Source organism: Belliella filtrata, assembly GCF_022549775.1.
Classification (GTDB): Bacteria; Bacteroidota; Bacteroidia; order Cytophagales; family Cyclobacteriaceae; genus Belliella; species Belliella filtrata.
Map to the genome: position 1 here is coordinate 29341 of NZ_JAKZGP010000001.1, position 13701 is coordinate 43041.

General features: G+C 39.3%; 11 protein-coding genes. 1 reads left to right on the forward strand and 10 read right to left on the reverse strand.

Annotated features, from left to right (window positions below):
- Positions 1 to 7 precede the first annotated feature (7 nt).
- Complete coding sequence (locus MM239_RS00150; RefSeq protein ID WP_241345734.1) at positions 8 to 2479, forward strand: bifunctional UDP-N-acetylmuramoyl-tripeptide:D-alanyl-D-alanine ligase/alanine racemase; 2472 nt, start codon at positions 8 to 10, stop codon at positions 2477 to 2479.
- Between the two features lie 117 nt (positions 2480 to 2596).
- On the opposite strand, the gene MM239_RS00155 is transcribed toward MM239_RS00150, so the two are convergent.
- The 10 genes from MM239_RS00155 to MM239_RS00200 all read right to left on the reverse strand — a co-directional run bounded on the left by MM239_RS00155 (position 2597) and on the right by MM239_RS00200 (position 13701).
- Positions 2597 to 5596: an AsmA-like C-terminal region-containing protein gene (locus MM239_RS00155; protein ID WP_241345735.1), complete on the reverse strand. Its 3000-nt coding sequence runs from the start codon at positions 5594 to 5596 to the stop codon at positions 2597 to 2599.
- 124 nt (positions 5597 to 5720) lie between these two features.
- A complete protein-coding gene (locus MM239_RS00160; protein ID WP_241345736.1) occupies positions 5721 to 6524 on the reverse strand; it encodes an inositol monophosphatase family protein in 804 nt (267 codons plus the stop codon).
- A 205-nt stretch (positions 6525 to 6729) separates the two neighbouring features.
- Positions 6730 to 7419 carry a 16S rRNA (cytidine(1402)-2'-O)-methyltransferase gene (gene rsmI / locus MM239_RS00165; RefSeq protein WP_241345989.1) on the reverse strand — a complete coding sequence of 230 codons (690 nt, stop codon included), beginning with the start codon at positions 7417 to 7419 and terminating at the stop codon, positions 6730 to 6732.
- Position 7420: 1 nt separating this feature from the next.
- Positions 7421 to 7648: a 4a-hydroxytetrahydrobiopterin dehydratase gene (locus MM239_RS00170; RefSeq protein ID WP_241345737.1), complete on the reverse strand. Its 228-nt coding sequence runs from the start codon at positions 7646 to 7648 to the stop codon at positions 7421 to 7423.
- A gap of 48 nt (positions 7649 to 7696) precedes the next feature.
- On the reverse strand, positions 7697 to 7963 hold the full coding sequence (locus MM239_RS00175) for a DUF493 family protein (RefSeq protein ID WP_241345738.1): 267 nt from the start codon (positions 7961 to 7963) through the stop codon (positions 7697 to 7699).
- A gap of 116 nt (positions 7964 to 8079) precedes the next feature.
- Entirely contained in the window at positions 8080 to 10191 is a 2112-nt protein-coding gene (locus tag MM239_RS00180) for a peptidylprolyl isomerase (protein WP_241345739.1), read from the reverse strand.
- Between the two features lie 74 nt (positions 10192 to 10265).
- Positions 10266 to 11552 carry a hemolysin family protein gene (locus tag MM239_RS00185; RefSeq protein WP_241345740.1) on the reverse strand — a complete coding sequence of 429 codons (1287 nt, stop codon included), beginning with the start codon at positions 11550 to 11552 and terminating at the stop codon, positions 10266 to 10268.
- The gene (locus tag MM239_RS00190) at positions 11552 to 11761 is read right to left on the reverse strand and encodes a hypothetical protein (RefSeq protein ID WP_241345741.1); all 210 of its coding nucleotides are present in this window, start codon (positions 11759 to 11761) and stop codon (positions 11552 to 11554) included. Before MM239_RS00190 ends, MM239_RS00185 begins: the two co-directional genes overlap by 1 nt.
- Before the next feature lie 8 nt (positions 11762 to 11769).
- Entirely contained in the window at positions 11770 to 12312 is a 543-nt protein-coding gene (gene lptC / locus MM239_RS00195; protein WP_241345742.1) for an LPS export ABC transporter periplasmic protein LptC, read from the reverse strand.
- Positions 12313 to 12396: 84 nt separating this feature from the next.
- Positions 12397 to 13701 carry a tetratricopeptide repeat protein gene (locus MM239_RS00200; RefSeq protein ID WP_241345743.1) on the reverse strand — a complete coding sequence of 435 codons (1305 nt, stop codon included), beginning with the start codon at positions 13699 to 13701 and terminating at the stop codon, positions 12397 to 12399.

Consider the following 13701-nt stretch of genomic DNA (forward strand, 5'->3'; position numbering starts at 1 on the left):
AATACAGATGATCCAAAATCTTAGCCTGCACAATATTAGAAAAGCACTTGGTGAAGAAGATGTCGAGTTGGCTGATTCGAACCCTGTCATCGAGACTATAGTTATTGATTCCAGGTCGGTAATAGCGCCGAAAAACACACTTTTTGTGGCACTGAAGGGGGCAAAATTTGACGGCCATTCTTTTATCCCAAGTTTGTGTGATCTAGGAATAAAATATTTCTTGGTAAGATCTGATTACGAAGCTCCTTTTGATCTCGTAAAAGAAATCGTTTTGATTCGAGTTTCAGATACACGAATAGCACTCCAAAAGCTTGCTACCTATTTGAGGGATCAGTATGATCGACCAGTACTTGCTATCACTGGCAGCAACGGAAAAACCATTATCAAAGAGTGGCTAGGTCAGGTTTTGAGTCAAAAATTTTCAGTAGCCAAAAGCCCAAAAAGTTACAATAGTCAAGTTGGTGTCCCTTTATCTGTATTTGGGATAGCTCCTTACCATCAGGTAGCCGTGCTAGAAGCAGGTATTTCTAAACCCAAAGAAATGGAGTTTTTAGAAAAGATCATTAAACCTGACATTGGAATTTTCAGCAATCTCGGCACTGCACATGAGGATGGTTTTATTTCACAAGAGCAGAAATTAAAAGAAAAAGCAAAACTCTTCACCCACTCCAAATTTGTGATCTACCGAAAGGATCATATAGAAATAGCGACATATTTAGAGAGTCATTTTGAACAAAATAAACTCATTGCATGGTCTGATATTCCTGGAGTAGACTATACCTTGACTGTGAAAAAGGAAACAGATCACTCTAAAATTATTCTGATCAAGCCTGATTTTGGTATGTTTACTTTTCGCGTTCCATTTTTTGATGAGGCTTCTTTGGAAAATATCCGACATGTCGTAGTCGGAGCCATAACTTTAGGGATGAAAGAGGAGGAAATCCAAAAAGGAATCGATCATCTCAAGGCAGTAGACATGCGTCTTACCCTAAAGGCTGGATACCATGAAAGCCTTATTATAGATGATACTTATAACAATGATTTGGCAGGACTAAAACTTGCTCTAGATTTTATGGCGGCACAACGTCCCAAGAAAAGGAAGGTCTTGATCATCTCCGACTTGATGCAAGTTGGGAATGTTGAAGAAGTCTATCAAGAGGTACAGCGGCTTATCAACTATCATGAAATAGACCTTCTGCTAGGAGTTGGTCAGCAAATTTTACTTTTGAAAAAGGGCTTAACATGTGAGCAAAAATATTTCCAAGATACAGCACATTTACTTGACGACTTACGAGAAGATTCTTTCGAAAATGATTTGATACTGGTAACTGGTGCTCGGGTTTTTGGATTTGAAAATGTAGTCAACAAACTTCAGCAAAGAATTCATGGTACTACCCTTGAAATTAACCTAAATGCCTTAACACACAACTACAATTTCTACAAAACAAAAATACTACCCAATACAAAAATCATGGTCATGGTGAAAGCCTTTGCTTATGGTGGTGGTGCGACTGAAATAGCAAATCACCTCCAACAACTCAAAGCGGACTATTTGGCTGTGGCTTATACAGATGAAGGCGTCGCTTTAAGAGAGCAAGGTATTAGCCTCCCTATCATGGTTTTGAATCCAGCACAAGAATCTTTCCACATGTTGCAAAAGCATGATTTGGAACCAGTGGTATACAGTCCTTCATTTTTCACCCAACTTGGCAAATATTGCCAAATCCATCAATGCAAAATGTCGATTCATTTAGACCTAGACACAGGGATGCATCGGTTAGGATTCGACTTGAGTCAATTGAGTGATCTCAAAGTGCTAACGGAACAGTTTCCCGAACTACATGTGGCGAGTCTTTATACACATTTGGTCGGTGCAGATGAAGCCCTACATGAGGATTTTTCTTTGAAGCAGCTTTCCTTATTTTCAAAAATGTGTGAACAAATTGCTGCATTTCTAGGCCATGTACCGCTCAGGCACGCACTCAATTCGGCTGGTATCATAAGGTATCCAGCTTACCAATTCGACATGGTGCGATTGGGTATCGGGCTTTATGGAGTAGAGGTGAATGGAATGCATGATGCCGCATTGAGACCCATATCATCCCTGAAGACGACTATCTCACAGATCAAAACTCTTGACGCTGGAGAAACTATTGGCTACAGTCGCAAAGGAAAGATGAAAGTAGCTGGCAAGATCGCCACCATTGCAATAGGATATGCGGACGGCTATGATCGGCGATTTAGCAACGGCACAGGCTATGTCATGATACAGGGTCAAAAAGCTCCAATCATAGGAAATGTATGTATGGATATGTGCATGGTGGACATCACTTCCATCCCAGCAAATGAAGGTGACGAAGTAATCATTTATGGTCCAAGCATATCCCTCAAAGAGCTTGCAAAAAGCATAGGAACCATCCCATATGAGCTGCTCACAAACATCAGCAGCAGGGTAAAGAGGGTTTATTACTTGGATTAATTTCATACAAAAACACATTGTAAAAAATCATTCTGATGAAATGTACCACTTTTAATAATATCGATTTAATGAAAAAGCCTTCAAATACATCAATTTAGATTTGAAGGCTTTATGGCTTTAGTTTCCTGATTTTGTAGTGTCTGGCTTTGCGGCTGGTTTTGCCCTGTTACCAAGTACACCTTTGAGTACATTTTTGGCTTCTTCCACTGCCTTGTCTTTGGTATCAGACACTTTACGCTCGGCTTCTCTTTTTGCTGAATCCTGCAAAGCTTCTGCCCTAGACTTAAGTTCGCTTTTCACACTATCCTCTGCAGCTTTGAATTGCTCTGTGGCCTTTGCTTGTAGATTCTCCCTTTCGGCATTGACCCTAGATTTGAGCGCATTGGTAAGCAAAGTCTCTATCGAATTGCCACCTGCCAATCCAACCCTAGGGCTTCCATAAGTGCCCCCCAATGTGATCGCTACAGGTATCAAAGTAGAAGTACTTGCCTCTGTTCCTGATATGGTCGCAAGTAGATTGTTTGCTTGAGCTCCAAACTTCCCAGCAGGAACTTGCATATTGACTAAATAATTTATACTTCCATCGAATCCTGTGCTTCCTTGTACATTAGCTTGATAATCCCACAATCTTAGGTCAACGGGGCTTAGGTTTAACACACCATTGTCAATTTTGATAGGCAAGTTGAGGTTTCTGAACTGTAATGTATTCGTATCATTCAATCTGGTGAGGTTGGTGACACTTTGAACTAGCGGGCTATTTTGATAAGCCGCTTCGAGCACTCTGAGTACTCCCTTTCCATCAAGTGAAGATAGGATCGGCATCATATCTTGACCCAATAGACCCGAAAAGTCCATTTTCGTAGAGAATTTACCAGTGAGATGTTGCGCCACTGGGGCAAGAACTTTGACGGTGTTAAGTTTATCAAATGCTTCAGCTATACTCAAGTCTATAACATTGAAATTGAAATCAAACTTCGGTGCAGTAAGGTCTCTGGGATCATAAGCACCATTCATTACCAACTGCCCTCCTAAAGCATTCATTGATGCGTCTCTGAAGCTTAACACACCATCTTTTAGTGTCATATTACCTTTTACTTGCTTCAGGTTCAAATTATCATAAATCACCTCCGCTGCACTTACAGACATGGTAAAGTCTATGTTTTTTGGCAATTCAATCACAGTAAGCTCAGAAGACTCCTCCGTTGTCTCGGATTCAGTAAGCCATTGATTTACATTGAATTTGCTGGATTGTAAAGTTAACTGACCTTGCAAGGTCTCGTTCTCTTTTAAGAAATAATTCATGTAATTCGACAAGAATCCTGAAGCGGTCAGTGGGCTTTCACCAACCCTTGAGTCAAACTTGTTCAGGTTGATCCTAGAAGGAATAAAATCTGCTAAGGCTTCATTGATCCTGATGCCTTGTGGAAGATCTAAAGATGTAAAATAAAACTTCTCCACTCCTAAGCTACCTCTTGTGTCAAGTCTATCAAATCTTTCGAGTTCTATGTCTTTATAAGAACCTTTTGAATTCAAATCAGCATGGATTTTCCCCTCCATTATGGTGTTTTCTATAGGGAATATCGCCATCAACTTTCCTAGATCGACTGTACCTTTGACAGCTCCGTCCCACTGTAGCAACTCAAAATCTCTGATCTGCATATTTCCACTAATGTCCTCATCTTCCAGCTCAAACTCGAACTTGCTCAAATCGACAAGGAAATCCGTCATTTTCCCAGAATTATTGATAATGTTTGCGTTGACATTTAACTTTTCGATTGGAGCTGGATATTCATCACTCTTAATAAATCCATTGCTAAGTAGCATTTTTGCATTGACAGCAGGCAACATATTCGCCACTGAATCATAGCGCCCTTTAGCAGTGGCATTTACATCCAGCATTCCTTTAAGCGCCATGCCTTCTATCGGAAATATTGAAGTAAGTTCCTCCAAATTGAGCTTACCTACCAATCTTCCGTCAATATCATAAGTCACCAAGTTCTCCAAAAGCAAATTACCAGAAATTGGATTACTTCCAAAGTTTAAGGAGAATGTCGGTATATGGACTCTTGTAAGGTCAAGATTGTTGGTAGTATTTACGATTTGCATGTCGAGCTGTACCTCACTTACAGGCCTTGGCAAATCAGGATATTGGAACATTCCATCTACTACCTTCAGCCCAATATCAAATGAAGGGAAACTTTTTTCATTCATTATTCCTCTAAAATAACCCTTGAAATCCATAGTTCCTGAAGTATTCAAGCCTGAAAAGCTCTCTGTATAAATGCCTGGTACTAGTGATAGGATGCTTTTGAAGCTGTTATTTTTTCCTTCAAAATTCAAATCAAAATCAATATCGTCCGAAGGAAGTGCTACATGACCATATAGATCAAAAAGAAAATCATTCAACTGAAAATCACCATCAGCAAAAGCAAATTTCATATTGGCCATATCTACATCTACAGCAGTCTTTCCTTTGAAGGTCTTATTCTTGAGGTAGTTAGTACCATCGTAGGTGACATCAGCAATCAAGGCTTCCATGGTCACTGGAAGTCGGTATTGATCTGACGTGAAATCACCCTTACCTTCAAGCTGTACATTTCCCAAAGCCATGATAAAACCTAAACTTCTATCATTATAGATGAAATCTAAGTTCTTAACCTCTATCAAATCTATCCCAATTTCAAAATTGCCCTCTGATACCTCCTCAGATTCTGAAGGGTATGTAATGTCATAGTTAGCTTGACCATCTTCCAATACTTTCACATATATACTCCCTCCATCTAAATGAACCCCTGTCAAAGAAGGGGTGTCCGCAAATAGTATCGACCAAAGGTTTAGATCTACTTGTAGCTGATCCACATGGACTAGGGTATCATTTTGAAAAGGTGGGTTGCCTGTGATGCCAAATTCCCTCAAGGTAACACTGATATCAGGAAACCTTCGAAACACACTCAAACTAATGTTTCTAAAATCATAATGTACTTGAGCATTTACAGACTCAGAAATCTCTCGATCTACGCGCTCCAATATTTTATCTTTAAAAATAAATGGTGTGGCTACTAATGCCACAAGTAAAAATGCAAAAATTGATAATGTGATGTAGATTGCCTTTTTCATGTTTTGGAAAATTAATGTTAACAATGCTATTCAACGAAATTCATCGATTCGAGGCGAAAACTCATTAGAAACTTTAAAGATGATTAACACACTAAATGCGTAAAGCTACTACACCATAGTCAATTTACTTCTTGACTTTCCAATGCTGCTGAAGCTCCTGCCAAAATTCCGCATGTACTAACCCATTACTTGCTAAAATTTCCCTACCAAATATAAAGTCATCATCTTGTTTGAAGTCAGTCACTCGGCCTCCTGCCTCTTGAACTATCAAAGACCCTGCCGCAACATCATAAGAGTTCAGGTTGTACTCAAAGTAAGCATCCATCCTTCCACAAGCCACATAGCATAGATCAGCTGCTGCACTTCCTAGTCTACGCAAGCCATGTGTCTTTTGCATCAGTGTCTTGAGTATCGCAAGGTACTCATCTATACTTTCAAAAGCACTATAAGGAAAGCCTGTAGCAACCAAGCATTCTGACAAGCTAGGAGACTGACTTACTTTGATCTTAGTGTCATTGCAATAAGCCCCATGGCCTTTGAGCGCATAGAAGCATTCGTGAAAGTTGATTTCGTAGACTACACCCAAGACTATCTCTTGATCTTTCATCAGCCCTATGCTGACACAAAATATGGGAATACCGTGGATGAAATTGGTAGTCCCATCAAGCGGATCTATAATCCAAGTATATGCTTTTGTTTCGTCTGACTTTGTGCCTTCCTCTGTGATAAAACCTGCTTCTGGCAAAATCTCGCTCAACTTACCTACAATGATTTTTTCAGCTTCTTTGTCTACATAGGAAACCATGTCATTGAGGCCTTTTGACTCAACTTTGGAAATATCAAAAACTTGACGCTCTCTTCTAATAAATGCTCCAGCTTCTTTTGCTATGCTCTTAGTCTGATCTAGGATCAAATTTAAATCAATCATAATAGTTTACAGGTATTTTAATTAGGTTTTAAAACAATCAATATGGTATTCTATGATTATACGCTTTTACACCAGAAGAAGCATTTCAAACAAGTAATAGATTACTTCGGATTGGTATCTATTAATGGCTAAATCTTGAAAACATCTTATATGATTTGGTTACTGGTATCATTCTGGATATACATAATATATTTAGCAGCAGGCTCTATTTAGATTTTCCTTGTACGGTCAAGACAATTTCCCCTTTGATCGGATGCTCTTGGTAGTAACTGATGAGTTCTTCAAATGTACCCCTTACGTTTTCTTCATATATCTTGGTCAACTCTCTGGACACGCAGGCCATTCTCTCTAAGCCAAATGCTTCAGAAAATTGCACCAAGGTCTTCATCAAGCGATGTGGGGATTCATAGAAAATCATGGTTCTTTCTTCCTCCATAAGGTTCTCTATCCTTGTTTTCCTGCCTTTTTTATGAGGCAGAAACCCTTCGAAAACAAACCTATCATTGGGCAGGCCAGAATTTACCAAGGCAGGAACAAAAGCCGTTGCGCCTGGCAAACAGTTCACTTCTAATCCAGCATCTCTTGCAGCTCTCACAAGCAAAAACCCAGGGTCAGAAATAGCTGGTGTGCCAGCATCACTGCAAAGCGCTAATACTTCTCCTTTTTCCATCCTCTCGACTAATTTCTCGACAGTCTTGTGCTCATTGAAGATATGATAGCTTTGGAGAGGACGCTGAACCTCCAAGTGCTTCAGTAATTTGCCTGTAGTTCTAGTGTCTTCCGCTAAGATAACGTCTACAGATTTGAGCACTTCGATTGCTCGCAAAGTAATATCTCCTAGGTTCCCAATGGGTGTAGGGATCAAATACAAACTAATGTGCTTATCTTCACTCATATCAGATCTCATCGATCGCTTTTGCTAATTTGTGATCTTTTTCGGTGACTTTATTGCCTTCATCATGCGTAGTGAGCTCAATGGAGACTTTGTTGTACACATTGCTCCAGTTTGGGTGATGCCCTTGCATTTCAGCCAAAAAGGCCACTCTAGTCATGAAAGCGAAAGCTTCTTGAAAATCTTCAAATTCAAAAGTCTTGGTCAACTTATTGTCTTCTTCTTGCCACATATGCTTCTTCTTTAATCTTTTCTATACAATTCTACACAAATCAAGCCATTAAAGGGAAATCACACCTTCAATCTTGGCCGCTCTCTCATATACATCAAGTACAGCATCACTTGAACCCATCATGGCCTTTATGGTTGCACTCACATAAGTGCCTTTACTTGAGTTTTTCAACTCCATTTCATTATTCGGGAGTAGCGCAGCTACTTCATCTTCCTTCCCTGCTTGGACGATAAATTTGAACATATATAATGCAGGAAATGTAGTCTGGGCTTCAAGCTTTTCTTTGAAAGCCTCTTTATCGAATGTATTTTTCATATTTAATCCTAAGTTACCGCTTATAGTCTATTGAACCTGAAAATTAGAAATAAAATTCAGACACAAAAAAACCCGTGAAACTATCACGGGTTTTGATTTATGTCAATCTTCCGATCTTAGAAGAATTTATATCTATAATCTTTCACCTTGGCCAAGTCTTCCAATGCCATCATGATCATGTATGAAGCTCTTTGAGAATTGTTCTGTGCGATAGATGCTTGATAGCTGCTATAATCTGCCACTTCATTTGCTGGAGTGATAGCATTAAGCTTTGCCACGATCACACCTACATCTTCTGAGATAGGCTTTGTAATATCACCAGCATTTTTCAACCCAAAGATTGCACCTATAGCTTTTGGAGCAAATCCAACACCTGGAAGCACACTAGTTGCCAGTGTAAGGTCTGGAGAATTGTCTAATGAAGCATCATCGCCGAACTCAGCTTTGATCTCTTCCAAAGAAGTCTTGCCTTTGATTTTCTCGATGATTTTAGCTGCTTTTTTCTCATTTCTCACTTGTACAGTCGCTTGAGCTCTAGCTTGCTCAAGTGAAGCAGTACCCTCATCATACTTACCTCTAAGCAATGCTACTACATACGTATTATCCAATTCAAATACTTGAGATACCTTACCCACAGATGCATCATTGAATGCCCATCTTACGATTTCTCTGGCATTGGTTTGATTGTTTAGGTTTCTAGAAAATGCTCCAATACCATTTGCTTGAAGAACTCTATAGCCTTCTGTTTGTGCATTCGCTTGGAACTCCTTAGCATTCGATGATTGTGCAGCAAAAGAATCTGCCTTTCTAAAAATATCATTTCTTGTAGCATCACTCGGACCTAACTCCAATTCGATAGCTGCAATTTTGAATGTTTCTCTCTTAGGTAGTTCTGTTACGTTGATGATGTGGAAACCATACTCAGTTTCTACCAATTTATTGATCAATCCTGTAGATTTGGCATCATAAACCGCATCGGCAAACTCCGTAACGAAATCGTCTTTTGCAAACCAGCCAAGGTCTCCACCTCTTTGTGCAGTACCATCTTGACCATATTGAGTAGCTGCAGTCGCGAAATTCAATCCACCTTGAATTTCCTTCAAGATATTTTCAGCTTGTGCTTTCACCTCTGCCTTAGCATCCTCCTCCAATCCTTGAGTACCAAACAAGATATGGCTTGCTCTCATTCTAGGTGTACCATCGTACTTGTCAGTTACCTTGTAGGTGATGTAAGTAGATCTAGAAGTAATAAATGGCCCATATGTCTCTCCAGCTTGAATATCATCTACGTTACTTGTCAAAGACTCTGGTAAAGCCTCTCCTGGTAGATATGTTCTGAATGGATTTGCACCCTCTGTGTTTCTGATTGCAAAAACAGAATCAGATTCAGAAGTTCTTAACTCATCAGTCAATTTTTGAATATCAGCAATAACTGCAGTAGAATCTTCACCACTTGCATATAGATTGAAGACTACGTAATCCAAATCAGCAGCATCCGATACTTGAAACTTATCTTTGTGCTTGTTGATGTAAGTTTTCAATTCTGAATCAGAAACCTCAACTTCTGCATCAGGAATTACATAGAATGGAATAAAGACATGATCAACATCTGCGATTGTATTAGCCATTTTGTGCTGAAGCTTACCTTCCGCTTTGGTAGCATACTCAGAAGTCGATAGCAAGTTGTCATACTTGATTCTCAACCTGGCATCTGCAAAAAGCTTCTCCTGTTGTGCCCAAAAAGCTCTTTGCTCAGGGCCAGCCGTTTCTAGATTTTGAAGAAACGCGATCAATTGAGACCTGTCAAATTCTCCTGTGGCTGGATTAACGAGCTGCTGTCTAAGTTCTGGAATAATGTTTTCTCCTTGAACCATGTCCACTAACTCTTCATCAGAGATAACTAGACCAAGTTCATCATACTGCTTTTTGAATACCTTTTCGACAATCAATGCCTGCCATGCTTGCTCACGTATGCTGTACATTTCGGCTTCGGAAGGTGTTCTTCCTGTATTTTGTTGAAAAGAGAATTTGGTTTCTTCGATTTTCTGAACGTACTCTTCATAAGAGATACTTTCACCTGCAATCTCACCTACCTTATTTGAACTCCCACCCAAAAGGGTTGAATTCGGACTCAATATATCTCCTCCTACAAGGAAAAATATCAAGCCTACTGCAATTACACCGATTGCAAGACCTGTTCTCTGTCTGATTTTTTTAATTAATGCCATTCTTCTGGTTTTTTGAAGTGCCGCAAAATAATTACATCTAAGGGATAATTCAAAATAATATCGCTCTCAATAAATTACTTCTTGGAAATTGTTGTGAAATTGACCTTGATTTTCAAAGTATCTATGCGATGATCCTGCTTGGACACCACGGTGAAAGTGTAAGGTCCATAGGTAACGGACTCACCTTTATTGGGAATATTTTCTGCCAAAGAAATCACCAAACCAGAAAGTGTTTCAAACTCTCCATAAGGCAATTCCCAATTGTATTTTTCATTCAAATAATCTATTTCGTGCCTAGCACTCAGTAGGTATTCATGATCAGACACCTTCTGCTCTATCAGATCGTCGTGATCATACTCATCCTCGATTTCGCCGAATATCTCCTCGATAATATCTTCCATAGACACTATACCACTCGTACCTCCAAACTCATCGACTACTAAGGCCAAGCTTTTGCGTTCCTTGATAAATTGTATCAGGAGCTCATTGGCCAATGCCGATTCTGGTACAATGATAATCGGTGTAAGTATATCTGCTATCGTCTTGGGCTTCTTAAAAAGCTCCAGCTGGTGACAATACCCAATCACATCATCTATGCTCTCTCTGTAGACGATTATCTTCGAGTGACCGCTATCAGCAAAGACCTCCTTGAGTTCTGCTATGGGCTCATCAATCTCAACGGCTACTATATCTGTCCGAGGAACCATACATTCACGCACCCTGATCGTCTTGAACTCTACGGCATTGTCAAAAATTTTAGTATCTACTTCCATCTTCACATCATCTCCAGACTGCTGCACATTGGTTTGGAGAAAACTATTCAAATCTGTGACTTTAAAGACAGGCTTATCTTCACTGTATTCTAACCTCAGCACTTTGGTAATAAAAAATCTAGAAAGCCCCACTACAAACCAAACCACTGGATACATCAGATAGTAAATGATCAAATATGGTATAGACAATGCTGAAAGCAAAATATTGGGATTCAGCATAAAAATACTCTTGGGAATAAATTCGGCTGTGACTAGCACCAAAATTGTAGAGATTACTGTCTGAATCACCATTACTGTGGCTTGATTATCAAAGCCTTCAGGCAATAACTCCTTGATCTGAGGCTCAAGCAAACTCGCCATAAATATACCATACAGCACAAGAGCTATAGTATTCCCTATCAATGTAGTGCCAATAAACTGACCTGGCTTTTTTACAAACCTTGAGAGGATTCTCCCAGATAGATGTCCTTGCTTACTTTGCAATTCGATCTGAAGCTTATTGGAAGAAATAAAGGCTATTTCCCCGCCAGAAAAAAGGGCTGAAAAGATCAGTGTGATCATCACATAGGATAAATATTCATATTCCATTACTTCTTCTTTTTAGACTTCCCTTTTGCCTTACTTTCTTCCTCTTTGATCAATTGTTCATTCTTGCGATACCTATACCAAAAAAGTAAAGCTACCGCTAGCATAAATACTGGGTAAGACAATGAGATACCAGAAGTGATCGTCAAATGGGTACCTACTACAACCAATGCCGCAGAAAGTGATAAAAGTATAATATCTGTTAACTTCATTATCTCATTTAATTTCCTTCTCCAGGAATGATCGTCCTACTGTCTATTACTGAGTAAATCTCATACTCACTAAAAGATTCATCTGCCTCCATTCCAGTACCCTTGATCAATCTTTGAGGATCTTGGATAGTTACAAATTTCTCTGTGTATATTTTTTTCTTTGTTGGATTCCAAAATAGCTCTTCAGAGGCAAGCTTCTGCTGCTTTTCCAAATTCTCAACTTGCACATCTCCTTCACCCCTGTATATATCTTCTTTTCTGATATAATACCCACGATCTGCTCTAATGGTCGTGGTCAACTCTCCCTCCTTACTATAGAAGTAAATCTCAATACCATCTGGGAACTCATTATCACCATTGCTAAACTCCAATTGCCTTTTTGCCTTGAGGTTGATCTTGATCACAGTGCTGTCTGAATGAGATAGATCTACATCATATGCAATCGAAGTAGGCCCCAGATAAGATTCTAGAAAACTCGTGTCTTCCTCCCCTCCACAAGCCGTGAGTATGAAGAAAACTAAGAAAATAAAAACTACCTGAAGCTTAGTCATGTGGCAAATATACATAAAGCATACAAATCAAAAAAGACGGCTAAAAAAGCCGCCTTTTTCAATAACTCAAATATCGTTAATTTCTTAGTCTCTTGTTGCTAAAGTAACAGTCTCTCCAATCCAACATCCAGTACTGATACTGCCACCAACTTGAAGTCCTTCAGTAAAAAGTTCTTCTTTGGAGGGGAATCTTGACTTTGCTTGAGCCATTCCCGAAGAGTCTCCAGCCCTTTGATAAGCATTGTAAGCTGCGATAAACACTGAATAATCTTTAGCTCTACTTTCTCCACCTTTACAATCGTTGAAAGATCCCATGTAAAGCTGAGCTATAAGTCTCCAAGCATCCTTAGTTTTACTTTCATCTAATTTAGCTGCTTCTAAAGCTGCTGATCTTGCAGCACTTTTTCTGTTTGCTTGACCATGGATTTTAGCTAAATCCATATGAACATCAGCTTTTTGTGAATCATTTTCAGCAAGTGTTAAAGCTTTTTCAAGAATTGGTTGAGCTTTTTCATAATCTCCACTCTGCATCAATCTCATACCTCTTACCTGGGAAGTTGAAAATGAAGGCTTGTTCGTATCGATATACTCAAGAGCCATTGAGAATGCTTCAGTACCCAAACATTTGTATTGAACTGAATACTTGAAGATCTGATTGGCCAATGCCTCATTGCTTTGATCCGCTTTGAATTTTGGACCCAATGTCTTCTCGATAAAATCACAATCGATCAAATCCATCGCTACGATCAATTGATCTCTGATGCCTTCCGCTTGAGATACATCACCACCATTGGCTTGTGCCTTGTCTACCATCGCATTGATCTCATCGTATTTGTTTACAACTTCTTCTTTAGAATAGGCATTATTCAAAGCATAGTTTCTATAAATCAAATCATAGTAACCACCAAGAAGAGACGGTGTACGGAATTCTCCATTTACTTCAATTACTCTTTCGAAAATCTCAATGGCTGCTGGAACTTTGGACTTATTACCTCTGTAGTAATTGTATGCATAGTAAGCTTTATTTTCTATCCAAGCTTCTTCTCTTCCGAAGTTCTTCTCTCTCAATTCAAAGATAGTGATCACAGAATCCTGATATGCATTTTTCTTAGCTGCATCATCTGTAGCAGCCTGAGCACCATGATATACATTCACCCCTTTGATGTATATTGATTCGTTAAGATTCGGTGCATTTACTAAAAGCCAGTGGAGTGGCTTTGTAGCATCTACAAATTGCTCAGAGTTTAAATAATCAGAGTAAGCTGCATTGTACTCTCTTGCTTTTTTTTCCATCTGTTCGTCAGATGGCCAATTCCAGCCGTCTTGCGCCTGCGCAATTCCCGCCACCATGAAGGTCACTAATCCGGCTAATACTAATTTAAGTTTCAT